Below are 22,905 nucleotides of genomic sequence, written 5' to 3' on the forward strand. Positions count from 1 at the left end.
TCAGCATCGCTCTTGCTCCCAACGATGAGCGATGCTCTCTAGCGGCCATCGAGCGCTGCGAAGGATACTACCGAAAAGCTTGCTAGCGAAGAAAACCTGCAAAAGTACATCTTTTTGCACCTTACTGCGCTTGCCTCGAACAATTCCTGCAAATGTGCAGTTTTTTTCGCTAAATTCGGGCTTCTGAGCGATCAGAGGCAAAAATTCCTGCACTATCGCAGGTTTTTGCTCCAAACGGGCCGTTTCCATCGAAAAAGCCTGCACTTTTGCAGGCTTTGTGGGTCGGCAACCTACTTCGCAACCAGTTGCACCGTCTCGGTCCGGCAAAGGAGTAGAATTGGCCCCCGTTTAAGCCGGATTTTGTTCTAAAGACGAGGGGTTCCAGCGTGAAAGCGTTTGTGTAGGTGCCCGCCGGGGCTTACTCGGTCTTTTCCCGCTCATCTTCCGGGTGGTGGTACAGGAAGCTCACCGCTCGGTTCATGCTCCAGACGCAGACGGTTACTGTTTCGCCGGCTTCGTTTTGTCCTTTCAGGAAGTAGTACACGGGGGCTTTGTTCTTTGCTTCTTCGGGGATTTGCGTTTTTTCGTCATCGGTTAGCAGCCGCACGGTGTAGTCGTCCTCTACATGCTTCAAATGGTGTTTCTCATAAGCTGTGAGTTTCGCCTGGTCCGGATTAACGTGGGGGGCGCCGATTCCCCTGACAGGAGGGGTATCGAAGGTCAGCGTGTTCGTGTCCGAGCGGTATTCGATTTTGGCGGCCAGGCTGTCGGCTATGAAGCGAACCGGCGCGTAAATATGTCCCTGATAGTACAGGGAGACGTATTCTTCGCCCAGCGGCAATTCGGCCCCGTCGATTACGTATTTTACCGGGAACGAGAGAACTTCCAGCGTGTTTGGCGAAGCGAAAACAAGTGTGGAAAATGATAGCGAAACTCCTATACATATGCCGATAATCATTTTTTTCATTGGAAAGGCAGCTCCTTTACTTGCCGGTATGCCAATTTATACAACGTTGACGGTCGTATGTTTCGTTTTACAAAGGTTTATTTTTCCAACGATATTTGGAAGCTTGCACAAATCTCGCCGCATTTACAAAAAAATATCACCGCTCCGGATGGGGACATGTTAGAATGGGGGCGGTAGACCATACTTCACTTGTCTAGAGGAGGAATATAATGAGTAAGATGGCAGGGTGGAAAGCGAAATGGGTAAAGTCGGCGCTGGCGCTATCGTTGGCCTTGCCGCTGCAATTTGCGGCTACGAGCGGTTTGCAGCAGGCGTTAGCCGAGGGTCCGACCGATCCCGCACCTTTCATCGAAGCTAAGGTTGTGAATGGGAATGCCGGCAAGAAGGTGCTGTTTGACAACACGCACGCACAGACGGCAGGGGCAGCGGATTGGGTGATCGACGGCGGGTTTTCGGACTTTGCCAATGCTTTGGCGAATAACGGCTTTTATGTAAAAGAACTTCGCAAAACGACGCCGATCACGCTGACCGATCTGCAAAGCTACGACGTGTTCGTGATCGGAGAGGCGAACATTCCGTATAAACAAAGCGAGCAGGCCGCTATGAAGCAGTATGTGGAGGGCGGCGGCAGCATTTTCTTCATCGCCGACCACTACAACGCGGACCGCAACAAAAACCGTTGGGACGCTTCCGAGGTTATGAACGGATACCGCCGGGGCGCATGGGAAGATCCTGCCAAAGGGATGAGCGACGAAGAGCGCAATTCGGCGGCGATGCAGGACGTAGCCAGCTCGGACTGGCTGGCGACGAATTTCGGCGTCAAGTTCCGCTATAACGCTCTCGGCGATATTACCGCCAACAATATCGTTGCGCCGGAGCAAGCTTTTGGCATTACGGATTCCGTATACAACGTTGCCATGCACGCGGGCTCTACGCTAGCAATCGTCGATCCGACGAAAGCGAAAGGCATCGTCTATTTGCCGCAGACGAATGAGGCTTGGGCGAACGCCGTGGATCAGGGCGTGTACAACGGCGGTGGCATCGCCGAAGGGCCGTATGTCGCAATCGCCAAGGCGGGCGCGGGCAAAGCGGCATTTATCGGCGATTCTTCGCCGGTAGAGGACGCCACTCCGAAATATGTGCGCGAAGACAACGGACAGAAGAAAACGACTTACGACGGCTTTAAAGAACAGAATGACGGCAAACTGCTCGTGAACCTCGTCAACTGGCTGGGGCAAAAGGAAAGCTACACGAGCCTGACGCAAGTAGACGGGCTGCAGCTTGACCAGCCGACGGCTCTGCTGCCTTTTGAAGAGCCGGCAGCTTCCACGGAGCCGAAGCCTGAGCCATGGGCCGCTCCGGATGCGGGCTACAAGTGGTGGGACCGCTCTACGTTCAAAGCGGGCTCCTACGGCGGTCCGGCGGCTACGGCGAGCGCGACGTACGGTTTGGTTCACCAGGCGACGCTGCCGAACGCGCAGGACTTCCAGGTTCGCGTCACCGTCGATAATCTGCCTGCGAACACGACTGTTTCAGGCTTCAGCGCGGGCATCTATCTGGCCGGAGGCACGCAGGTCGCGATGGTGCAAAACGCCGACGGCACATGGCCGACGGCTTACGGCTACAGCTCCGCTTTCAGCGTGACTTCCAACTTCAAGGGCCACGCCTCCAAAGATCTGACATTCCGCATCAAGCCCGGTACAAGCGGTGCGGCGAGCTTGCGGCTCAGACAAAACGGCGGCAACTTGAAAACAGAAGCGGTGACGATCGCAAGCGTACCGGCCGAACCGCTGCCGGAAGAGGAATCGCCGATCCCGGCCAAAATTACTGTCGCAGAAGCGCGCAGTAAAGCCGAAGGATCGCTTGTGACGCTGGAAGGCGCCGTTACGACCGAGCCGGGCGCTTTTGGCGGTCAGGCGTTTTATTTGCAGGATGCGACAGGCGGCATTTATGTTTTCCAAAGCCAGAGCGGCTTCCACCTGGGAGATACGGTGAAAGTGACCGCGTCGACGGCGCTTTACAACACGGAGCTGGAGCTGACCAACCCGGTTGAAATCGCCAAAACCGGCACAGCGGCCGTTCCGCAAGCCGTATCGGCAGCGGCGGTAAATGACGCCAACCAAGGGCAGCTGGTGCAGCTTGACTCCGTCACCATTCACAATATCGTTAGCGCGACACCGACAGGTTCTTTCGAATTCGACGCGGCAACCGGTTCGGTAAGCAACCATATTCGCGTGGACGGACGCACAGGCTTGACTTTGACTCAATTCCCTTATCAAGAGGGAAAAGTTGTAACGATTACGGGCGTAGCATCGATTTTCAAAGGTGTTTATCAATTGAAACCTCGCGGCTTATCGGATTTTGCGGTGCCAGCGGATACGACTCCGCCGGTGACGAAAGCTGCACTGTCGGGAACTCCGAACACAGAGGGCTGGTTCAACCAAGATCAGACGCTGACATTGACCGCATCCGATGAAGGCAGCGGCGTGGCATCGATTTTGTACAACCTGGACGGCGGCGCATGGACGGCTTATACGGCACCTGCGGTTATTCAAACGGAAGGCACTCATACGATCCAGTACTATTCGACCGATGCCGCCGGAAATGCGGAAGCGGTGCAATCCCTGTCATTCAAGCTCGACAAGACGCTGCCTTCCGTCACTTTGACGCAATCGGGCAAGCCGGTTCATGATGTGTCATTTTTTGAAACGCTGAATTTCACGCTGTCCGCTTCCGACGCAGTATCGGGGGTAGCGGCACAAAAGCTGCTCCTGGACGGAAAAGAAATCGCCAGCGGTCAAAGCATCAAAGCGAAGCAACTGGGCTTAGGCGCACATACGGTACAGTATACGGTTACGGATGCAGCGGGAAATAAAGCCGAGCAAAGCCAAACGTTCAAAGTGAGAAGCATCTTCGATATCATCAGGGAAATTTTGAAACAGCTGCATGATGGCGGGTTCTTCAAAAATGAAGGCACCTACACTTCTATCGTAGCGAAGCTGAATCAGGCCGAAGATCAGTACAATAAAGGTCATTTGGATCAGTCGTTTGGCAAAATGGTGGAACTGCAAGTCTCCGTAAACAGAGAAGTTTCGAAGGGCAGCATCAATGCCGAAGCTTCGAAAGAACTGGTGCAGACTATTCTTGAAGCGATTTTAAACGGATTGAAGTAAGGCAATGCTGCTGTAAAAATAGTACCCGAGAAGCCCGCGATGCCGGGCTTTTTGGGTTGTCTGAAAGGCTGCCCGGGGCATCGCGGCATGCTGGGATCTTTGATGAAATCCGGCCTGTTTGAAAGCGCTCTATCCAGACAAGAAAACATGCTCGGATTAGGTTGTTTGGTGCTGGACAGACAAGCCGGTCAAATGGTAGGATGGATGAGAAACAGTTGCCGTAGCAACTATTTTTCGACAGTGGAATAGTAGCAGCAAAAAAAGTACAGAAAGTTTGTGATATACGATGAATAAACACAATCATGCCGACGCAGCGGCTCCGGCTTCTTTGAGTCCGTCGCGGCGGCTGGGAACTGCGGCCGTTTTAGGAGCGCTTGCCTCATTCGGACCGCTGTCGCTGGATATGTATTTGCCCGCATTGCCCGTATTGGCCGACGATTTGCATACGAGCACCTCGCTCACCCAGATGAGCTTGACGGCCTGCATGCTGGGGCTATCCCTGGGACAATTGGCCGCAGGGCCGGTCAGCGATGTGCGGGGACGGCGCAAGCCGCTGCTCCTGGGACTTGTCGTCTATGCCATTGCTTCGATTTTATGCATGATTGCTTCATCGATCTGGGTCTTCATCGCACTGCGTTTCATTCAAGGGCTCGCCGGAGCGGTGGGGATCGTCATTTCAAGAGCGATAGTCCGCGATTTGTACTCGGGTGTGGAACTGACCAGGTTTTTCTCGCTGCTCATGCTGATTAACGGCGCTGCCCCGATTTTGGCACCGATCTTAGGGGCGCAAATTTTACAATTCGCATCTTGGCGGGGCGTCTTCGTAGCGCTGAGCCTGATCGGTGTCGCGATGCTGATCGCCGTTTTGTTCGGCCTCGGCGAGACGCTGCCGGCCCATCGTCGCTCCAAGGGCGGGCTTGGCAATACGCTGGCCACTTTTCGCGTGCTGCTTACGGATCGCTCGTTCATGGGGTATGCCTTAACACAGGGCTTGGTGATGGCCGCTATGTTTGCTTACATATCCGGGTCGCCCTTTGTGCTGCAAAACATTTTCGGCGTTTCCGAGCAAATGTTCAGCGTGCTGTTCGGCATCAACGCTCTCGGCATTATTATTGCCGGTCAAATTACGGGCCGGCTGGCCGGCAAAGTCGACTTGCGCAAGATGCTTGCCTGGGGGCTGGGAATGGCGGCCACCGGCAGCCTGCTGCTGCTTGTTGCGGTTTTGGCCGGTGCCGGACTGCACGTTATTTTGCCGGCGCTTTTCCTGGTCGTGTCCAGCGTCGGGCTCGTCTCAACCTCGACATCTTCGCTCGCATTGCAGAATCAGGGGAAAACGGCGGGCAGTGCGTCCGCGCTGCTGGGCTTGCTGATGTTCATTATCGGCGGCATTGTCGCGCCGCTTGTCGGAATCGGCGGCAGCCAGACCGCCGTACCGCTCGGGATTATTATAGCGCTTATGGAAGCGGGAGCCGTCACATCCTTCCTGCTGCTGGCCAGACAGCGGAGCTAGGGCCTGGGCTGGGAGAGCGGCGGCTTCCGGTTAAGCCGTTCAGGCTCCCTTTATTTTCATTTCATCAAACATTTAAGCTGTATTAAGCCTTGCGTCAAAGTTCCTTCACATTTATTTCCTATACTTTGAATCGTAGTCGAATTCATTGAAGAGGAGACAAGGTTCATGAAGAAACTTCACAAAGCAATGCTCACAGGCACATTGGCAGCCGGGCTGATGATTGGCGGCGGAATCGTGGCGCAGCACAATCAGGCTTTTGCCGATGAGGCGGGAACAACTTCGACAACTGCGAATCAGCCGGCTTCCAACAACTCCAAACATTTGGCCAGCCATCATCAATTCCGCGGCGGCTTCGCTCTCGGCAAAAGCTATTTAGACGCAGCAGCGGTTCTTGGCATTGACCAAAGCACTTTCAAAGAAGAGCTCAAGCAGGGCAAAACCATCGCACAAATCGCACAGGAAAAAGCAGGGCTCAGCGAGGATGCGGTGCTGCAAAAGCTGACCGATGCGCAAACGAAAAAAATCGACGACGCCCTCAGCGCCGGCAAAATTACGCAAGCACAAGCCGACAAGCAAAAATCCGGGCTCGCCGACCGGTTGAAAAAACTTGTCGAAAGCAAGCCGAAGGCGATGGCTTTCAAAGGCAAGCAGCAGGCCGCCAAGTGGGGCAGCCCGGACAAAATCGCGAGCCTGCTCGGCATTACCAAGGAAGAGCTGGCGGCAGAGCGCAAAGCCGGCAAATCCATCGCCGACATCGCCGCGGAAAAAGGCATCAGCGAAGATCAACTGATTGCGAAGCTGAAAGACAGCCTGACCGATCAGCTTACAAAGTTCGTTGAGCACAAAGGCGGGCCGCATGCGAAAAAAGCGGACAGCGGCACTGCCCCAAGCGCCACGCCTGCTCCAACGGCGACGCCATAAACCCGAAAAAAGGTTGCTCCGGCATGTCTTTTGCAGACTGTCGGACAACCTTTTTTTTGTTGGCGGGCGGGCCGGGCTTACGGCGTGCCGCCTGGCGCTTGCAGCGCCGAGCCGATGGCGCGCTGGCTTCTCATGCGCCGCTTGAATTCCTTGGGCGAGCATTCGTTATGGCGCTTGAACAGCTTGTAGAACTGCGCCATATTTGAAATGCCCACTTCAAAGCTCACGTCCATCATGCTGAGATCGCCGGTCAGAAGCAGGCGCTCGGCTTTTTTTATTCTTTTGTAATTCACGTAATCGACGAAGGACATACCCATTATTTTTTTGAAATATTTGATAAAATAATGATAGCTCAGATTGAGCAGGGAGCATACGTCCTCGACGGCGATTTTATCGCTCAGATGCGTCTCGATGTAGTCAAGCGCTGGACGGAGCCGGATAAGCCCGGTTTCCTCGGCGGTGCCGATCAGATTGCGGTTATCGCTGCGCATAAGCAGCAGCAGCAGTCTTTTGATGGATGCGGTAATGGCCAATTCGTAACCCAGCTTGCGCGACTGGGACTCCTCGAAAATGTCCATAATGAGATCGTAGGCCGACTGCTTGACCGCGGCATTTTCCCGAAACAAATAATTAAACAGTTCGAGCGGCTGCGTCAACTCGGAAAAACAGTGCAAATACGGCATGGTGCTGGGGTCAAAATGCTGCGACAGATCGACCTGGAACACGACGTAAGAGAGCGGATCTGTGGTGTGCTTGTAAGTGCGGTGCGGCTGGGAAGAGCCCAGTACGATCACATCGCCGGGGCCGAGAACAGCAAAATCGTTCCTGGTCTGAATGCCCAGATGCCCGTGGGTGACGGCCAGAAATTCAACCTGCTTATGGTAATGCCAGGGCCAGGGATGGCGGATGCCGCAGTCGGCCGTTTCGTTGGCGATTTCCCATACTTTCAAAAATAGCAGCGGATTCTGATAAACGACTTCCTCATTGACAAGCTCTGTAAATGTACTCGCGGCACTCGTCATAGGTACATACCTCGCTAACGGAAAGACAATTTTGAATAGAAGAAAGACGGCAACAAACGGGGATTTCCCAGTACAAGTATAGCATGCTTTTTAGCGGATAGACATTTTTGAATAAGAAATAGGCAGGATCACGCCTTTTTATTCGGCAGCCGGAAGCCTATACTCAAGGTAATAAATCAATTCCTACCCCATGGAGGTAATTTGCAAATGAGCCAGAAGCTGAAAGTTACAGTTTGGAACGAATTCCGTCATGAAAAAGAAAGCGAAATCGTCCGCGCGGCTTATCCGAACGGCATCCATACGGCCATTGGCGAAGGTCTTGGCGATGTGGAAGTTACGTATGCAACGCTTGATGATGCCGAGCACGGGCTGACCGAGGAAGTGCTGAACAATACGGACGTATTGATCTGGTGGGGACATAAGGCGCATGACGAAGTGCAGGACGAAATCGTAAACCGCGTTCAAAACCGCGTCCTGCATGGTATGGGGCTTATCGTGCTGCATTCCGGACACTTCTCCAAAGTGTTCAAAAAGCTGATGGGCACAAGCTGCGACCTCAAATGGCGCGAAGCCGACGAGAAGGAGCGCATCTGGGTCGTAGCGCCGGGACATCCGATCGTCGAAGGCATCGGCGAGTACATCGAGCTGCAAGAAGAAGAAATGTACGGCGAGCACTTCGATATTCCGCAGCCTGATGAGCTGATCATGGTCAGCTGGTTCGAAGGCGGCGAAGTGTTCCGCAGCGGCTGCACATTCAATCGCGGCCAGGGCAAAATTTTCTACTTCCGCCCGGGACACGAAACGTACCCTACTTACTACAACGAGCAAGTTCGCCGTGTGATTCGCAATGCTGCGCACTGGGCGGCTCCGACGACGCGCGAATATCCGAAATACGGCAACCACAAGCCGCTGGAAACGATCAAAGCGAAAGCTTAGGAAGTTCGATCTTAAAAAAACGATTAGCCCTGCGGCAGCTGCCTTGTGCAGAACGCCGCGGGGCTGTTTCTTTTAGCAGCCGCTATTTCGCCGTGTGCAGCTTCCAACCGTGCGGAGTACTTCGTTTTCTTGTACGGAAAGGAAAATAATGTTACTCTGGTGGAGGGAGGGATTCACTTAATGAGGAAATGGCAAGCGATTGCAGCGATCTTGGCGATGCAGCTGTTTGTGGCGACGTCCGCCTCTGCCAGTAAGATGGATTTTACAAACGGGGACAAGACGAATTGGGACAGCCCTGCCAATGGGCATCTGGAAGCTGTTCAAGCGGATGATAAATACTTGTACACATCGGCCGATGTGCAATGGAGCAGGGAGCAACTCGGCATTTCCAACCGGAGATTTTACGTGCCTGCATTAAAAGTGATCGCAGGCCGCTCCGACCTGCTGCAGCCCCTAGTCGTGGTGACTAATTTGCCAGGCGCGAAATTTAACAAAAAACTGGTGGACGACGGCCGGGGGGTCGAAATCAAAGTAACGGCCCTGGACGGCAAGGAACTTACCGAAGACAAGTCCTACACGTTTTCCACTTCATGGGCTTACGCGGGCGGCAAAAAAGATAACCCGGCCATTACCCTCCAGTCGCTTCAGCGCTTTGTGCAGCCCGGAAACGGCACGGTCAACGATTTGACAAAAACCGAAGATACGCTTGCCAGCGTAGAGTGGAAGCAGTTGAAAGCTTTCGACTTCAAAACCCGCAACACAGACGATACGTCCAATAATAGCGGGTTCTTTACCAGCAAAGCGGAAGAGGCTTTCATCAAGGGTAGTAAAGTGAAAAGTTACATGAAAATTGATTCCAAAGAGGCGCTGGAGCAATTCAAGAAAGAAAGGAAACGGCTGATTAATCTGGCTTCGCCGGATGTAAACATTCCGTTTGCGATTACTTTTGATAAAGCGGGGATTCCGAGCGGATTGAAAGGTTTATTTGAGGAAAACAACCTGTCCGTTGCTCAAATTTATGGCGAAGGCACTACAGAACAAGGGGACAAGTACACGGTAAGCTGGTTCAACGCCGATCCGAATGCCCTAAGTCCGATTTATCCGGATTCGATGGAGAAGTATCAGTTTAAGTCCTTCGTCTTTACTGAAATCGAAGGCATCGCCACAGGGAAGGATTTGCGGAATTTAAGCTACAAATTAAGTCCCGGAGCCGTAATGGATATCGAGGAAGCGGGCCAATTGCCAACGGGCATACATCAGCTGCTAGAGCGCTATTCCGGTAAGGCTAGCGAGTAAATATGGTGAAATAATGATAAGGCGGCCTGGGATTTGATGGGAACCACGCAGGCTGATCGGGGGGGCGCTAGCCCAGCATCAGGCCTGAAATATGGGTGATTGTGTGATAGTTTTGAACGTGCAGACCTGATTTTGTTCTCGTTGGCAGCCGGTCTTCCAGTTGCTTGCTAGGAGACAGCGCATTGCTTAACAACGTAACAACGTAGAGAAAACCCGCGAAACCGGCAAAACCCGCACGACCCGCAAAACCCGCACGACCCGTGGACGTCCCCACACAGATTGAAAATAATCAGTTCTACTGCTATAGTTTCAAGCTTTAAAAGCGTAACAGTTGGAAACTAGTTCGTAAAAAAGTGAGACAGTTGCAAAATCCCCCACCAGGGCAGCGCATCTGCTTCGTAGTACGGAGAATACCTGCAAAAGTGCAGTTTTTTTGTAGGCTCATACGCTAATAACGAAACATTCCTGCAAAAATACAGGTTTTTCATCGAGCATCTGGGCTCAGACCCGTTTTCACTGAAAATTCCTGCACAATCGCAGGCTTTTCGGCAAACTAAGCTGCTTTTACGAAGAAAGCACAATTGCAGGTTTTTCGGGTTGTAGCTGCTTTATGAGTGGCTGCCCCCCGATCAGGGCTATCTCTGGCTGCCTAACAAAGTACCGCGACTTTCTCGGGAAGCCTGAAGTTTTAGACTTGATATGGGAATCAAACCCGACGAAAAATAGGCCTTCAGGCAGAGGGTCTATCGTGCTATAATATGGCTTGCACAATAGAGCGGCTGATATGGGCGGTCGGCTAATCTCCCGGAAGGGAGGTGATGCCTGTGGAGGTATTTCAAGCGATGCAGTTAATGTTCCTATTCGGAATGTTTATTCTCGCGCTGCTTACCTACATGAAAAAGAAATAGACCGCCCTCTCGCAAAGGATAGCGGTCCATTCGGATCAACCTTTTGTTAAAGCCAACCGCCCTTAAAAGCGGCTATCGTGCAGGGGAGACGGCTGCAACCGACTCCCCTTATTTATTTTCATTATAATATCAACACTTTATACGCGCAACTACCTTATACAAAATACCCTCTACGTTCAGCTTGGCCGAACGGCACGCCGGGTTTGAACGCTATTCTGATGAAGCTGCAAATAATTATGGCGGAAATATTGAAAAGACAGTATGAGATTCAATCTGACGAAAAATAGGCCTTCAGGCAGAGGGCCTATCGTGCTATAATATGGCTTGCACAATAGAACGGCTGATATGGGCGGTCGGCTAATCTCCCGGAAGGGAGGTGATGCCAGTGGAGGTATTTCAAGCGATCCAGTTAATGTTCCTATTCGGAATGTTTATTCTTGCGCTGCTTACCTACATGAAAAAGAAATAGACCGCCCTGGTCAAAGGTAGCGGTCTATTCTTGACTGTTTCACCTTTAAAAGCCAACCGCCCTTAAAAGCGGCTATTGCGCAGGGGGGACGGGTGCAACCGACCCCCCTTTATTTATTTTCATTATAATACTAACACTTTATACGTGCAACCACCTTACGCCAATATTCTCCAAGCTCGCCTTGGCTTAATGGGTGGTCGACCGACCGCCGTCATGCAGCGCAACACTGCGCGCTGGGAGCTGCGTGCGGTGCGAATTTCATCACTGCCGTATTACGCCTTCGCGCCACTGTCTTGCGATTGCCGGACAACACCGCGCGCAGACGCGCCTGTCAGCCTTTCATGCGGGAACACCTGACGCACCGGCGCGATAATCAGTGCGGCGACAGCCGCTTTGATAGCGTCTCCGGGCAGAAACGGATAGCAGGCGCTGAACATGGCTTTGGAGAACGTAAGTGTCGGCACTTTGTACATCAGCCACGGTACACCGGAGACGTATAGGATCAAGGAACCAAATACTTCAAGAACGAGAAATGCGCCCAAATATCCCATAATCCCTTTCATGCGGATGCGCGGCAATATGAGGCCGATCAGCAGGGCCGAGAAGGGCCACATGAAGATGAACCCGCCCGTAGGCCCGGTCAGTACGCCTATTCCGCCGTTGCCATGGAGCATCGGAAAGCCGATCGCGGTCAAAATCACGACCAAAGCCATGCTTAAAAATCCGTACCGGGCACCGAGGAGGCCGCCCGCCAGCATCACAGCCAAAGTCTGCAGTGTGATCGGCACGGGGGTGAAACCGAGCGGGATGCTTACAAAACTGAATAATACAAGAAGTGCGGCAAACAATGCGCTAAAAACTATGCCTCGAAGTGTGAGTTTCATATTGTTCATCTCTCCCGATTCTGGTATTCTTAACTTATTGTCAACCAAATTTACGAATGTTTGGTTAACAATTCAGGATTATAGCACAAGCTTTCAGAAAGTGAAAGGAACTTTTTTCATATGTCTAATACAAGCATCGCAGCCTCTTTACAAAAGGCGTCTGTCATCTATAGAGCCGAGGCGGGGCAAGTCCGGCAGGTGTGGACCAATGTTAACATCGACATTCGCGCAGGGGAATGGATCGTTGTCGCCGGACCGAACGGCAGCGGCAAAAGCACGCTGGCCAGCGTGCTGCTTGGCCTATGCCCGCTCTCGGACGGTCAGCTTATTCGCGGTGGGGGGGAGCAGTCGGTCACCCGAGGTGTACTGCAAATCCCCGATGCGCAATTCGTCGGGGATACGGTGGAGGAGGAGCTGCAGCATGTGCCGCAGGCTCCCGATCTTGTGCCTGAAGTGCGGGCGGAGCTCTATGCGGCGGCGCTTGGGCGGGTCGGCCTGTCGCTGCCGCCGGGGCGAACGCTGAGCAGCTTGTCCGGCGGACAGAAGCAGTTGCTGAACATCGCCGCAGCTTTGGCGGCGAAGCCGGATTTGCTGGTGCTCGACGAGCCGACAGCGATGCTCGATCCGGCAGCCCGGCAGGAGGTGCTGCGTGCTGTGCGGCAAGCGCACGCGCGCGGGATGACCATCGTGTGGATCACGCACCGATTGGAGGAAGCGGCCGAGGCCAGCCGCGTGCTGGCGTTTTATGGGGGCCGGATCGCTTTTGACGGGCCGCCGCGGGATTTTTTCTACGGAGAGGCCTCGGCGGCGGATACGGGCAGCATTGAGGCGTTCGGGGAAAGCACGCTTTCTCCGTGCGAGAGGCTAGGGCTGGAGCCGCCGTTCGTCGTGCGGACCGCTTTGCTGCTGCGGCAGCGGGGGCTGCGGCTCGATCCGCTCCCGCTGCACGCTGACGAGCTCGCAGAGGCGGTGAATGCCGGATGACGATCCGTTTACAGAACATTTGCGTAACCGCACCGGATGACAAGAACAGCTTTTTGCTGAAAAATATCGAATTGACTTTGCACGACGGAAGCATTACTCTGCTAGTCGGCCATACGGGATCGGGCAAGTCGACTTTGCTGCAGGCCGCCGCGGGAATCATTGAGCCTTCGTCCGGTTCGATCCTGCTGGATGAACAGCCGATGTGGAACAAAGGGAAAGTCGATCATGCACTCATGTTCCGGCTCGGGCTGACGTTTCAGTTTCCCGAGCAGCAGTTGTTCGCCCGCAGCATACAGCAGGAATTCAACTACTCGCTGCGCCCGTATCGGCTAGGCGCTGAGGAGCGCGAGCGCCGCATTCGCTCCGCTTGCGGCGATTTCGATCCGCCCGGCGCTTTCGCCATGGATCGCTCGCCTTTCACGCTCAGCGGCGGCCAGCAGCGGCGCCTTGCGCTGGCAACGACATTCGCAGCCGCACCCGACTGGCTGCTCATGGATGAGCCGACCGCCGGCATGGAAGCGGCGGCGGCGCGTGAGCTGCTCCGGCTCATCCGCCGGAGCGCGCGGCCCCGGGGTGGCTTCGTTATCGCCACCCATGATTTGGACACGTTCCTGCCGCTGGCGGATCGTGTTATTGTCCTTGCCGGCGGCTCCATCGCAGCCGATGGCACGCCGGAGGCGATCTGCCGCCAGCCGGAGCTGCTGCTCCAGGCCGGCGTGGGCTTGCCCGGCTGCGTGGAAGTGGCGCAGGCGATGAGGCGCATCGGCGGAATCGGGATTCCGCCGGATGCGCTCACGCCTGAGCGCGCCGCAGCCGCGATTGCCGAGGCGCTGGAGGCCCGCGCCGCCTCCGCGCCCGCGCCGCCTCCGCGCCCGGCGGCGTTCGCGCGCGCGGAGGCGGCCGCTGTGCCGTACGCCGCGGAGCGGCCCGCCGCAGCCGCGCAGCTCCCGCAGGCGGCATGGCACCGCATCGACCCGCGCGCGAAGTGGCTGCTCTACCTGCTGCTGGTCATCGCAACGATGCTGCAGCATCAATGGACGGGGCTTGCCGCCGCAGCCGTCCCCGTCCTGCTCGGCTTCGCGGGTCTCCCGCGCGCGGCTATCCGGGGCGGAGCCAAAGTGGCCCGGTCTTTTGGCTGCTTTATGCTTTTGTCCGTTGTGCTGGCGGGTTTACAGTTTTCGGCTGGCCCGGGGCCGTTTGCCGTAGGATTTAACGCGCCGCGGGCGTTGGACACAATGCTGAACGTATCGCGCCTTTTTATCGTTATCCTTGCGGGCTATTGGTTTGCGGCGACGACGCCGTACGGCCAAATGGTGCAGGGCCTCGGCTGGGCGCTCAAATATTTCAAAAAGCTCAAGCTTCCGGTTGATTCGTTTGCGCTGGCCGTTTCTTTGATCTTCCGGTTTTTGCCGCTCATTTTGCGTGAATGGCAGCGGTTCTCGGCAATCGTACGGGCCAGAGGCAAAGCCTCGCTGCGCCCGGGCGCCGTCAGAATGCGAGACATCCCCGCGTTGATCGTACCGCTCCTGCTCGCGCTATTTTACAAAGCGGAAGAAATGACAATCGCGATGGAATTGAAAAGAATGGGCGGCCAGCCGCTGACCGTTCAGCGAAATTTGCTCAGTTGGACTAGAAGGGACACACTCGCGGTCTTCGCCGGAGCTATATGCTTCGGATTGTTGGCCGTGTGGCGGAGTTAAGGAGGAGAAAATGAATTACATCGTATTTGATTTGGAAGCTACATGTTGGGAAAATGACAGAATGAAGCAAAACGAAATTATTGAAATCGGTGCGGTAAAAATTAATGAAAACTTGCACATTATTGATGAATTTCAAATTTTCATTAAGCCCAAATTAAATCCCGTTCTCTCGGATTTTTGCAAAAAACTTACCTCCATACAACAGGAAAATGTCGCTGCAGCGCCATATTTTCCGCAAGCGGCGGAGGCTTTTCGGGATTGGATCGGGAAAGAAGACTACTTTCTTTGTTCGTGGGGATTTTACGATAAAACTCAGCTGAAAAAGGATTGTGAATTGAACAAAATCAATGCCGGGTGGACGAACAAGCATATCAGCATCAAACATCAGCACGGGAAAATGATCGGAGTTGAAAAGGGAGTAGGCATGGGGCATGCCTTGCAACAACTGGGCATTGTACATGAAGGCACTCATCATAGAGGAATTGACGATGCCCGAAACATTGCAAAAATTTTCGTGAACATTTTTGATAGATTAAAATTTGAATAGAATTCCTTGGTTCGACAGTAACTTGAGCTAGCGGGAATGATAGGAGAGTCTGTAAAATAGCCATATTCCCCGTTCCTAAGCAACTTCTAAAATAGAATTAAATACACCATGTTTTAATTTGCCGCCCATGATTTCGCTGCATTTTAGGCAACCCAAATAGAGATTATCGAGCACTTGTTTATTTAAAAGATATGCAATCGTCAATAGTGCCTTTTATTTAAGTTGGTAAATGCAAATAACTCGTATATTGTCATCAGCCACTTTAATTGATGGTGAATTCGGTAGATATTGCATTTATTCGCCATTTATTGTATATAATAATTTATATAGTAAAAGTATGAAATTAAAGGAGAGTGATTATCTTTATTTGTCTCTTCGCTCTATTAGGTGGGTAATCACCACCTAGATAGAGCGATATGTTTAAAATCGGACAAGGGAATTGGTATAGATGCTTCGCTCCGCATTCACCTTCTGTTGTAGCATAAAAAGGTGCCTAAATGGACAGACTTGTTGCTGGAAAAGGGAATTGGTACAGATGTGAGCGATGCGTGGCTCCGTGCTGTTGCCAGTTCTTTTTTCGTGTCTGGGTATATGGTTAATGTGACCGCCGTGCTTCAAGCACGGGCAAACGAAGCTTATTGGCCGTCATGTACACCATGGCGATCAAATTCTCGACGTCGCGTTAGCCACGCGCTCTGCGCTTGGCCGCTTGGACGAGGCCGTTAATGCCCTCCAAAAGCCATTGGTCATTTTGCTGTGGAACTATCGTAAGATGCCTTCCTCGTTCCTCTTTATCGTTTTCGCCAGATCCACAATAGGTGTAAGCTGTGACCGATTCGCCCAACCAATCCACTCCCGAAGGTACACATCCGCGAGAATATGCGGCGTCGTCCAGAAATCCTGCATCGCCAGCTTTAAGCGATACGCGCGGCCCGTCTGCAGGTTGCTATCTTTCAACCCGCGTCAGCGTTTCCTTCTGCTCTGCTTTTAAGTTTAACTCGTTCTTAAGCCAAATGTATTTCGTGTGCTTGAGTTCCGGTGTTTGCTTTGCTCGGTGATTCGCACATCGTCCACGGCTTCGTTCACCAGCCGGTACAGTCGGCTCCGCAAACCGGACAAGCAAACGTCGATCCGCATTCGAAGTCGATAAACAAGTGCCAGGCGTCTTCCTTGTCGTCGAATTCCACGTGCATTAATTTCCACGGTTCCTCAATCTGGAGCGCTATTTTAAACATTTCGTAAATCAGATTATCCTTGCTGCTTAATGAGGTCCACATCATTCATCCCGCCCTAGTAATGTTCTTACTCGGCAGTATTGACAATACCTCCATTAAACAGACCTCAGCCATGGACTATAGCGACGCAGCCTCTATATTTATGTCGTATAAAACTTAATTAATAATGTTATTGGTGATCTTCTTTCTTTAATTTAATTAATAAATTGGGGTAGGGATACAATGTTATCATTTGATTCTAGAGACTCTTTGAACACTTATCAATACATTAATTTGTTTATTAACGAAATAATAGAGAACTACCAAGAAGTAGATGGTGAATATTTATTTCTGATTATAAATGGAAAGGGTGATCTAGTATACGACAACACAGTATACCCAACTCATGGGATTATTGGCCAGGACTTGCTAATAAAAAAAAAGTATACACTGGAACAATATAAAGCAATTAACATGGCGGATGGTCAACTATCGACTAGAGCGTTCGTAGGTCAAAAAGAGAGCAGAGCGGGGTGGGTATTGCAATGCTGCCCTATTTTGTTAGACTCCCAAGAGTTGTATATCTGCCTAGCATATGAATCAAAGGATCAAGAGCACATCTTGACAATGATGTTGAGAACTTTAGCTAAAAGTATAGAGAAATTAGTAGCATCTAATGAAATTGAACAGGGGGTATGTACTAGACTCCATACATATAAACTGACAAAAAAAGAGGTAGTTATCGCCCAATTATTGTATGAGAACATACCGATAAAAGAAATTGCAGTTCAACTGTGCATTTCTGTCGAGACCGTACGCACACATCTTAAAAAAATATATTCCAAAGTGGGTGTGAGGAATAAAATTGATCTAATAAAAAAGTTAGAGAGCAATCGTAAAATACCATAACTGGGTGATTGACACAAAATATGGGTATGATATGATATTTATGGGAAGAGGGGCTTGATGTATCTATATTTCGAAGCAGAGTTTTATAGTCCAAGAGAGTAAGGTAACCTAATGCGCGCATATCCATGGAATAGGTACATTACTGTTAGACCGTAAATCAAAAGCCGAGAACCTCTTCTACAACGTTCCAATATTCGAACTCATTTAAATGGAGGTTTTATTCTATGTGCCAAGTTACATGTCCTGGTGGAGCTTCAGGTTGGGCATACGACCCGCCTGAACAAAATGGAGTTAAAAAATATTATTGCCACGCTGATCGTAAACAATGGTATCGCCATGTTTACAGCGTTTGCTATGATGGCACTAATCAGTATTGCAAAACAGAGTTTGAAGGCAAGTGCTAATCAAGTATTAGTAACTGTCATGAATTGGGAGGGGCGCTCTTATCGAGCGCCTTTCTACTAGGATGGTTTGAGGTGAAGATATATGTTCGTAGAACAGAGAAACTTACGAAGTAAATTTCTAAAAACTCCGGTTCAATGGTCCTATGAGATCGGATTTCAGTATCCGTTGAAACTTAGAGCTTTTGAAGGTCAAGACCCGATTGATTTTGAATGGGTAGCCCATCAACCGTGTGGAACTGTCATTTTTGTAATGAGTGAGGGTTGTGGGGCATGCCGATATGAAGCAATAGAAGAAATTGTTCAAAAGTATCCGGCCTTTTCGTATTTTATGTTTTTAAGTGGTACTTCAATATCGATAGATAATGTTCTAAGTAAGCATTCCTTCAGGTTTTCGGTTGTAGCTTCAGATCTTACTGAGATTAGACGGGTTTTTAAGTTCGACCTAATCCCTTTCGTCATCGTGCTAAACAAAAAGGGACAAGTCATCTCCTGCGGTAATTTTTATAATGATATCGTTTCGCTTGAAGAGAAAATGTGGCCTTTACTTAATGTTTTCTATAACTGGAAAACTAAATAAGCAGCTTATGAAAAAAAAAATTTCCTTCTCTCGTATAATCAACAAAGCTTCATCTATACTGTCATTAATAATCTACTCAATCTCATTTATTTGGAAATACAAGCCGCAGTATGTCATTATCACGGTCTTCACGACTTTCTATTTTGCTTTTCAAGCAAACCTAACGGTATATATTAATAAATACATAATCGATAATTTGACAGCATCACAGTTTAAACAGGCAATGATATTTGTTGTCATATTACTAACTTTAGAGTTTATCGAGGAAGTATCGGGGCTTATCACTAGATATTTTTTTCAAAAATGGAGTGAAGACTTCAATATATACAAAGAAGATAAAATTCTTACCATTATAAGCGGAATGCCATTAATCGATCGAGAACACCCGTCCTTTCTGAATAATTTACAGGTATGGTCACTGGGGCTTTCCAAGCTGGAAGCAACTTTTCGATCTATTATGGAAAGTTTACAGTCAGCTTTAACTGCAGCTGTTTCACTTTATCTTATTACACAGCATCATTATATGTTTGCAGTGATAATTCTCGGATTTTCTTTCTTTCGAGGGCTGGTAGTATATCGAATTATAGAGCCTCTTGTTAACTTTAATATAGAATCAGCTCGAAAATTTAACGTCAGTGAATATTACACTGGTATATTGAAACGTAAAGATGCACAGAAAGAAATATTGCTATTTCAGGCCTTCTCTTATTTTTATAAAAAATGGTTGAATGCGAGACATGTTCTGTTGGAATTAACCTTAGGGGCAACTAAGTTGAATTTAATTCCAACAGGCATAAGTTCTCTGGTAACCCTTGCTAGTAAGGTTGCTGTTTTTGGTCTGATTGTATATTTAATCAACAAAGGAAATATGACTATCGGCGATTATGTTTCCCTATCTTTGGCTGCAGTACTGGCTGATCGAAATATCGTTTCTTGTATATTCGACGTGAAGCAACTAATTGAAAATGTAAGGTATGTAAGCGAATATCACAAGGTCGCCGCTACATCACAATCGATAAATCAGGAGCCTAAACACACTTTTCAGCTAAAGGAGAAAATATCGATTGAAAACCTAAGTTTTACATATCCCGAATCTAATGAGCCGGCCTTAAAGAGTATTGATCTTGAAATCAAGCGTGGAGAGAAAATATTGTTTTTAGGGGATAATGCTGCAGGTAAATCGACATTAGTTAAAATAATGCTGGGTTTGTATGAAACTAAACCCAATACGGTTTTTATCGATGGAGTTGATTTGCAAAGTGTAGATAAAGTGTCTATGTGGAAGCGCTGCGGAGCTATTTTTCAAGATTTTATGAAATATAAAATGACTATTCGCGAAAATATTTGCATAAATGGCACTACAGCAAATGATCAAGATCTAAATCCCTTATTGGAATCATTGAATCTTTCTAAATTATATAAGCTGCCTCAAGGGCTTGACACTCCATTAGGCGATATTTTCGACAAAGGGCTTGAATTATCGGGAGGACAATGGCAGAAGCTTGCAATTGCCCGGTTATTATTCAGAGATCTTGACCTTTTTGTACTGGATGAGCCGACGTCAGCGCTGGATCCTCGCAGCGAGGTGGATATAATGGATAACATACTTACAATGACTAAGGAAAAAACGGTGATAATCGTCTCACACCGAGTAGGGATTGCGAGCAAGGTAGACCGCGTTATCTATATGAAGAATGGCGAAATTATTGAACAAGGCCATCATAGGGAACTACTCCAAGCTAGGAATGAATATTATGAAATATGGAGTTTACAAAAGGAAATGTATCAATAATAAGTACGAAGGTGATATTGATGACGCAAAAACTTATAAAAAACACGGGGCTTGAGGTAGGTTCCCGGATAACGAACGTGAGATTGAAAGGTATTGATGGAAATGAATATGTGCTCGAAGTGTCAAACTTTAAAAAATCGTTGTTCTTTTTATCCGTATACTGTCCGAATTGTATCGACTTAATGCCCGATATTTCAAATATAAGAAAGGAAACCGAGCACGAAATTATCCTATTTATTGATGGAGATCATGAAGATTTGATAGAGCTGAGAGATTATTTTCTTTGGGATTTCCCAATGGTTCAGTTGACCTCGGCGCAGATGTTTGAATTATTCAAAGTGTCTCACCACCCTTTTGTCATCAATATAGATTTGGACGGAAAAGTACGGTCTAAAGGTTTTATTTACAACAAAGATGATTTCGGCAAAGTGCTACGAACTGAAGGGATCGTTTTATGAGTTTATTTGCATTTTGGATAGGATTCGGCCTAGGAACAATGTATTTGATGAGTGCTGTAGCCAAACTGGTGTCATTCATTCAATTTATTATTTCTATTAATAGTTTCGGAATTATCAACGAGCGCTATTCTAAAGCCATTGGATGTCTTGTTATTACTGCTGAACTCATTCTTGGTTTCAGCTTTATTGAGTATTTACATCCTCGCCTCGCGTTCATAGGGTCTTCTTTGCTTATGATCTCTTTTTTGGCGTTATTTGCGAATGCAAAGCGTCAAAATATTCAAGTTGCTTGCAGTTGCTTTGGGTCCAGCACGAAGAAAACAAATGTTGACTATTCCATTATACGAAATCTAGTCCTTACAACAGCCTCCATAACTGGAGTTCTTACTCCCAAATATGATTATCATTTGTATTTAGTATCTTGGAAATTAACTTTGGTGCTTATAACGGGAGCTTTGATCATTCAGCTATGGAAAGAATTCATGATAATGCTTCGTTATAAAAACACGATCTCGGAAAAGTTAAGGAATAATTTATGATGGTAATATACTTCTTGCTATCTTGGCTGATCATGGTAAGTTGGATCTATTTTCTCAAGTGCAGAAAAAACACTTTGCTGTTTATGAATCTTTTGCAAAGTGGCCAAGAATCTGTAAGAAAAACATCGAAGAAAGGGGTATTTATTTTCCTTCATTTTGCCAATGAAAGAAACAAAGAGATAATAGATAAAATGATAAAGGAGTATTCTGGAATTTCTGTAATTGTAATTATGCAAGGCCCTGATTGGAAAGTTAACGCACTGAAAAGAGCTTATTCTAATAACATCTCTTTAATTAAAGATGAAGATGGCCAACTATCGCAACTAATGGGTGTTTCCATTCAACCGGTATGCATCAGTTTTCAAACAATAATTGGGGATTTAGGAATTATCAAATACAATTCATTAACATAAAGGGAGTGAATATACCATGTTTGGACAAATCATTTTGTCGAATAAAGCTACTTTTCAAGAATCTGAAAAATTGTTCAGGTTGGACCAAGTTTTGAATTCAATCGAACTTGATGTGCTTCCGAGTGTTTATCAATTCAATTTATTAACGAAGGTGGCTTTTATCCCAGATGTGTCTCCTGTGGAAATTCAAATATTTATTAAAGATGAAGAAGGAGAGACAGTAGTTAAATCGGAGGCTATTACACAGTATAATCCTAGAAGCGAGGAGCGCGTTCCAGGTCTAGATATTTGTATTAAGCTTACTACTGTTTTGTGCAAGACAGGCAATCTCTTGATTGAACTATATGTGGATGGTACTTTATTGAATGTATACCCCATCTATGTGGGTTTGAAAGACGAGTCTATTGTTGACGAGCCTAGCGGTGTAATGTCAAGTATTTGAATTGGGGAAATTGGAAAAATGTTAGTCTGAAAAGGACGAATGCGCGTTTATTCTTGTGCTTCGGAACTTCGTCGAACTTCTTCTGGTAAAACGCACCGTACTCCGAATCATGCTTGCGAACCGCGTCCGCCGCTTGAATCTGGTAGTAGCGGCAGGTACTTGTTACCGGTCGCACATGATCTTCGCGATCTCCCGATCCAACTTCTTTACCCCGGATTCGAGATGCTGGATGACGCTGAGCGTGGTCACTAGAGAGATGTTGTCTGGATCCGCCATGGCCTTGTCATGTTGTCAAGCAAAAATCAGACCTTGGTGCCCGTGGAAACCACCGACTTCAGCCTCGTTATAAGCACTCGTCCGTAGCGTCCGAAAATTGATGGATGCTACGCCCCGGACGATGTGGAGGCGCATTCAGCGGTTAGAACATGAGTGATGGATCCCGGATAACAGGTTTTTCACAGCAGTACCTTTCGGTCCGCAAGGAGAGGGAGAAACCTCCTGAGAGGTGCTTGTTGATCTCATTGTTCCACAAGCAGGTCTGAGAATTCTTGAGCAGCCGCGCAAAAGCAACGGGGCACCGCCCGCTCGGCAGCCGCGGATATGGAAATGTCAAAGAGCACATGGCAAAGAAGGGCAGACGACAAGCGGCCTACCAATAGCATGAAACCATTTGTTGCTCCGTCTCCCTTATTCGAAGGGAATCGGGAAATACAGGATAAAGCGGGTTAAGCGGAATGAGAAAGCCGAAGCTCGATCCAGCAGGCAACTCCACCAAGATCCGGTCCAGTTTCGGCTACGTCGGCCGCCCCAGCACTAGCTGGAAACTCACATTATTCCTTT

At 49.2% G+C, this 22,905-nt stretch carries 23 protein-coding genes; 17 read left to right on the forward strand and 6 right to left on the reverse strand.

From position 1 onward, the window contains the following. The gene (locus tag AC3G2T_RS15890) at positions 1 to 249 is read right to left on the reverse strand and encodes a hypothetical protein (RefSeq protein ID WP_488436106.1); all 249 of its coding nucleotides are present in this window, start codon (positions 247 to 249) and stop codon (positions 1 to 3) included. Positions 250 to 418: 169 nt separating this feature from the next. Continuing rightward, complete coding sequence (locus tag AC3G2T_RS15895; protein ID WP_488436107.1) at positions 419 to 967, reverse strand: hypothetical protein; 549 nt, start codon at positions 965 to 967, stop codon at positions 419 to 421. Positions 968 to 1,176: 209 nt separating this feature from the next. Between AC3G2T_RS15895 and AC3G2T_RS15900 the strand changes: the two genes are divergently transcribed. The 3 genes from AC3G2T_RS15900 (at position 1,177) to AC3G2T_RS15910 (ending at position 6,571) form a co-directional block, all read left to right on the forward strand. After that, positions 1,177 to 4,140, forward strand: coding sequence for an OmpL47-type beta-barrel domain-containing protein (locus AC3G2T_RS15900; RefSeq protein WP_488436108.1), 2,964 nt, complete (start codon positions 1,177 to 1,179; stop codon positions 4,138 to 4,140). Positions 4,141 to 4,426: 286 nt separating this feature from the next. Then, positions 4,427 to 5,650: a multidrug effflux MFS transporter gene (locus AC3G2T_RS15905; protein WP_488436109.1), complete on the forward strand. Its 1,224-nt coding sequence runs from the start codon at positions 4,427 to 4,429 to the stop codon at positions 5,648 to 5,650. Between the two features lie 165 nt (positions 5,651 to 5,815). Then, entirely contained in the window at positions 5,816 to 6,571 is a 756-nt protein-coding gene (locus AC3G2T_RS15910; RefSeq protein ID WP_488436110.1) for a hypothetical protein, read from the forward strand. 77 nt (positions 6,572 to 6,648) lie between these two features. Here the strand turns inward: AC3G2T_RS15910 and AC3G2T_RS15915 are convergent, their stop codons facing one another. Then, a complete protein-coding gene (locus AC3G2T_RS15915; protein ID WP_488436111.1) occupies positions 6,649 to 7,593 on the reverse strand; it encodes a helix-turn-helix domain-containing protein in 945 nt (314 codons plus the stop codon). A gap of 207 nt (positions 7,594 to 7,800) precedes the next feature. Here AC3G2T_RS15915 and AC3G2T_RS15920 point away from each other — a divergent pair, with 207 nt between their 5' ends. The 4 genes from AC3G2T_RS15920 (at position 7,801) to AC3G2T_RS15935 (ending at position 11,202) form a co-directional block, all read left to right on the forward strand. Next, positions 7,801 to 8,529, forward strand: a complete 729-nt coding sequence (locus AC3G2T_RS15920; RefSeq protein ID WP_474684226.1) for a ThuA domain-containing protein — start codon at positions 7,801 to 7,803, stop codon at positions 8,527 to 8,529. 180 nt (positions 8,530 to 8,709) lie between these two features. Then, on the forward strand, positions 8,710 to 9,825 hold the full coding sequence (locus AC3G2T_RS15925; RefSeq protein ID WP_488436112.1) for a hypothetical protein: 1,116 nt from the start codon (positions 8,710 to 8,712) through the stop codon (positions 9,823 to 9,825). A gap of 818 nt (positions 9,826 to 10,643) precedes the next feature. Continuing rightward, a complete protein-coding gene (locus AC3G2T_RS15930; protein ID WP_474684228.1) occupies positions 10,644 to 10,733 on the forward strand; it encodes a putative holin-like toxin in 90 nt (29 codons plus the stop codon). A gap of 379 nt (positions 10,734 to 11,112) precedes the next feature. Next, entirely contained in the window at positions 11,113 to 11,202 is a 90-nt protein-coding gene (locus tag AC3G2T_RS15935; RefSeq protein ID WP_488436113.1) for a putative holin-like toxin, read from the forward strand. A 272-nt stretch (positions 11,203 to 11,474) separates the two neighbouring features. Here the strand turns inward: AC3G2T_RS15935 and AC3G2T_RS15940 are convergent, their stop codons facing one another. Further along, a complete protein-coding gene (locus AC3G2T_RS15940; RefSeq protein ID WP_488436114.1) occupies positions 11,475 to 12,086 on the reverse strand; it encodes a biotin transporter BioY in 612 nt (203 codons plus the stop codon). A gap of 120 nt (positions 12,087 to 12,206) precedes the next feature. Here AC3G2T_RS15940 and AC3G2T_RS15945 point away from each other — a divergent pair, with 120 nt between their 5' ends. From AC3G2T_RS15945 to AC3G2T_RS15955, 3 genes are read left to right on the forward strand one after another with little or no spacing between them, the layout of a single operon-like run. Continuing rightward, positions 12,207 to 13,070, forward strand: coding sequence for an ATP-binding cassette domain-containing protein (locus tag AC3G2T_RS15945; RefSeq protein WP_488436115.1), 864 nt, complete (start codon positions 12,207 to 12,209; stop codon positions 13,068 to 13,070). Continuing rightward, complete coding sequence (locus AC3G2T_RS15950) at positions 13,067 to 14,770, forward strand: ATP-binding cassette domain-containing protein (RefSeq protein ID WP_488436116.1); 1,704 nt, start codon at positions 13,067 to 13,069, stop codon at positions 14,768 to 14,770. The genes AC3G2T_RS15945 and AC3G2T_RS15950 overlap by 4 nt, the downstream gene beginning before the upstream one ends. A gap of 10 nt (positions 14,771 to 14,780) precedes the next feature. Further along, positions 14,781 to 15,317: a 3'-5' exonuclease gene (locus tag AC3G2T_RS15955; RefSeq protein ID WP_488436117.1), complete on the forward strand. Its 537-nt coding sequence runs from the start codon at positions 14,781 to 14,783 to the stop codon at positions 15,315 to 15,317. Between the two features lie 762 nt (positions 15,318 to 16,079). On the opposite strand, the gene AC3G2T_RS15960 is transcribed toward AC3G2T_RS15955, so the two are convergent. Both AC3G2T_RS15960 and AC3G2T_RS15965 read right to left on the reverse strand, forming a co-directional pair. Further along, positions 16,080 to 16,274, reverse strand: a complete 195-nt coding sequence (locus AC3G2T_RS15960) for a transposase (protein ID WP_474684233.1) — start codon at positions 16,272 to 16,274, stop codon at positions 16,080 to 16,082. Between the two features lie 125 nt (positions 16,275 to 16,399). Continuing rightward, positions 16,400 to 16,597 carry a hypothetical protein gene (locus AC3G2T_RS15965; RefSeq protein ID WP_474684234.1) on the reverse strand — a complete coding sequence of 66 codons (198 nt, stop codon included), beginning with the start codon at positions 16,595 to 16,597 and terminating at the stop codon, positions 16,400 to 16,402. Between the two features lie 177 nt (positions 16,598 to 16,774). Between AC3G2T_RS15965 and AC3G2T_RS15970 the strand changes: the two genes are divergently transcribed. From AC3G2T_RS15970 to AC3G2T_RS16000, 7 genes are all read left to right on the forward strand, one after another. Beyond that, positions 16,775 to 17,440 (forward strand): helix-turn-helix transcriptional regulator, encoded by a 666-nt coding sequence (locus AC3G2T_RS15970; protein ID WP_488436118.1) that lies wholly within the window; start codon positions 16,775 to 16,777, stop codon positions 17,438 to 17,440. A gap of 486 nt (positions 17,441 to 17,926) precedes the next feature. Then, entirely contained in the window at positions 17,927 to 18,421 is a 495-nt protein-coding gene (locus tag AC3G2T_RS15975; RefSeq protein ID WP_488436119.1) for a TlpA family protein disulfide reductase, read from the forward strand. After that, positions 18,393 to 20,213 (forward strand): ABC transporter ATP-binding protein, encoded by a 1,821-nt coding sequence (locus AC3G2T_RS15980; protein WP_488436120.1) that lies wholly within the window; start codon positions 18,393 to 18,395, stop codon positions 20,211 to 20,213. Before AC3G2T_RS15975 ends, AC3G2T_RS15980 begins: the two co-directional genes overlap by 29 nt. Positions 20,214 to 20,233: 20 nt before the next feature. After that, positions 20,234 to 20,671: a thioredoxin domain-containing protein gene (locus AC3G2T_RS15985; protein WP_474684239.1), complete on the forward strand. Its 438-nt coding sequence runs from the start codon at positions 20,234 to 20,236 to the stop codon at positions 20,669 to 20,671. Continuing rightward, on the forward strand, positions 20,668 to 21,210 hold the full coding sequence (locus tag AC3G2T_RS15990) for a MauE/DoxX family redox-associated membrane protein (protein ID WP_474684240.1): 543 nt from the start codon (positions 20,668 to 20,670) through the stop codon (positions 21,208 to 21,210). Before AC3G2T_RS15985 ends, AC3G2T_RS15990 begins: the two co-directional genes overlap by 4 nt. Then, positions 21,207 to 21,623, forward strand: coding sequence for a hypothetical protein (locus AC3G2T_RS15995; RefSeq protein WP_488436121.1), 417 nt, complete (start codon positions 21,207 to 21,209; stop codon positions 21,621 to 21,623). Before AC3G2T_RS15990 ends, AC3G2T_RS15995 begins: the two co-directional genes overlap by 4 nt. 16 nt (positions 21,624 to 21,639) lie before the next feature. Beyond that, positions 21,640 to 22,065 carry a DUF6941 family protein gene (locus tag AC3G2T_RS16000; RefSeq protein ID WP_474684242.1) on the forward strand — a complete coding sequence of 142 codons (426 nt, stop codon included), beginning with the start codon at positions 21,640 to 21,642 and terminating at the stop codon, positions 22,063 to 22,065. Positions 22,066 to 22,905: the final 840 nt, after the last annotated feature.

It is taken from the genome of Paenibacillus sp. sgz302191 (assembly GCF_057749925.1).

Coding starts and splice junctions, on each gene's coding strand:
- AC3G2T_RS15930 (WP_474684228.1), top strand. CDS start 10,644: ATGCCTGTGGAGGTATTTCAAGCGATGCAGTTAATGTTCCTATTCGGA.
- AC3G2T_RS15925 (WP_488436112.1), top strand. CDS start 8,710: ATGAGGAAATGGCAAGCGATTGCAGCGATCTTGGCGATGCAGCTGTTT.
- AC3G2T_RS15945 (WP_488436115.1), top strand. CDS start 12,207: ATGTCTAATACAAGCATCGCAGCCTCTTTACAAAAGGCGTCTGTCATC.
- AC3G2T_RS15905 (WP_488436109.1), top strand. CDS start 4,427: ATGAATAAACACAATCATGCCGACGCAGCGGCTCCGGCTTCTTTGAGT.
- AC3G2T_RS16000 (WP_474684242.1), top strand. CDS start 21,640: ATGTTTGGACAAATCATTTTGTCGAATAAAGCTACTTTTCAAGAATCT.
- AC3G2T_RS15950 (WP_488436116.1), top strand. CDS start 13,067: ATGACGATCCGTTTACAGAACATTTGCGTAACCGCACCGGATGACAAG.
- AC3G2T_RS15895 (WP_488436107.1), bottom strand. CDS start 967: ATGAAAAAAATGATTATCGGCATATGTATAGGAGTTTCGCTATCATTT.
- AC3G2T_RS15980 (WP_488436120.1), top strand. CDS start 18,393: ATGTTTTCTATAACTGGAAAACTAAATAAGCAGCTTATGAAAAAAAAA.
- AC3G2T_RS15985 (WP_474684239.1), top strand. CDS start 20,234: ATGACGCAAAAACTTATAAAAAACACGGGGCTTGAGGTAGGTTCCCGG.
- AC3G2T_RS15975 (WP_488436119.1), top strand. CDS start 17,927: ATGTTCGTAGAACAGAGAAACTTACGAAGTAAATTTCTAAAAACTCCG.
- AC3G2T_RS15965 (WP_474684234.1), bottom strand. CDS start 16,597: ATGATGTGGACCTCATTAAGCAGCAAGGATAATCTGATTTACGAAATG.
- AC3G2T_RS15970 (WP_488436118.1), top strand. CDS start 16,775: ATGTTATCATTTGATTCTAGAGACTCTTTGAACACTTATCAATACATT.
- AC3G2T_RS15915 (WP_488436111.1), bottom strand. CDS start 7,593: ATGACGAGTGCCGCGAGTACATTTACAGAGCTTGTCAATGAGGAAGTC.
- AC3G2T_RS15935 (WP_488436113.1), top strand. CDS start 11,113: ATGCCAGTGGAGGTATTTCAAGCGATCCAGTTAATGTTCCTATTCGGA.
- AC3G2T_RS15920 (WP_474684226.1), top strand. CDS start 7,801: ATGAGCCAGAAGCTGAAAGTTACAGTTTGGAACGAATTCCGTCATGAA.
- AC3G2T_RS15940 (WP_488436114.1), bottom strand. CDS start 12,086: ATGAAACTCACACTTCGAGGCATAGTTTTTAGCGCATTGTTTGCCGCA.
- AC3G2T_RS15890 (WP_488436106.1), bottom strand. CDS start 249: ATGGAAACGGCCCGTTTGGAGCAAAAACCTGCGATAGTGCAGGAATTT.
- AC3G2T_RS15990 (WP_474684240.1), top strand. CDS start 20,668: ATGAGTTTATTTGCATTTTGGATAGGATTCGGCCTAGGAACAATGTAT.
- AC3G2T_RS15955 (WP_488436117.1), top strand. CDS start 14,781: ATGAATTACATCGTATTTGATTTGGAAGCTACATGTTGGGAAAATGAC.
- AC3G2T_RS15995 (WP_488436121.1), top strand. CDS start 21,207: ATGATGGTAATATACTTCTTGCTATCTTGGCTGATCATGGTAAGTTGG.
- AC3G2T_RS15910 (WP_488436110.1), top strand. CDS start 5,816: ATGAAGAAACTTCACAAAGCAATGCTCACAGGCACATTGGCAGCCGGG.
- AC3G2T_RS15900 (WP_488436108.1), top strand. CDS start 1,177: ATGAGTAAGATGGCAGGGTGGAAAGCGAAATGGGTAAAGTCGGCGCTG.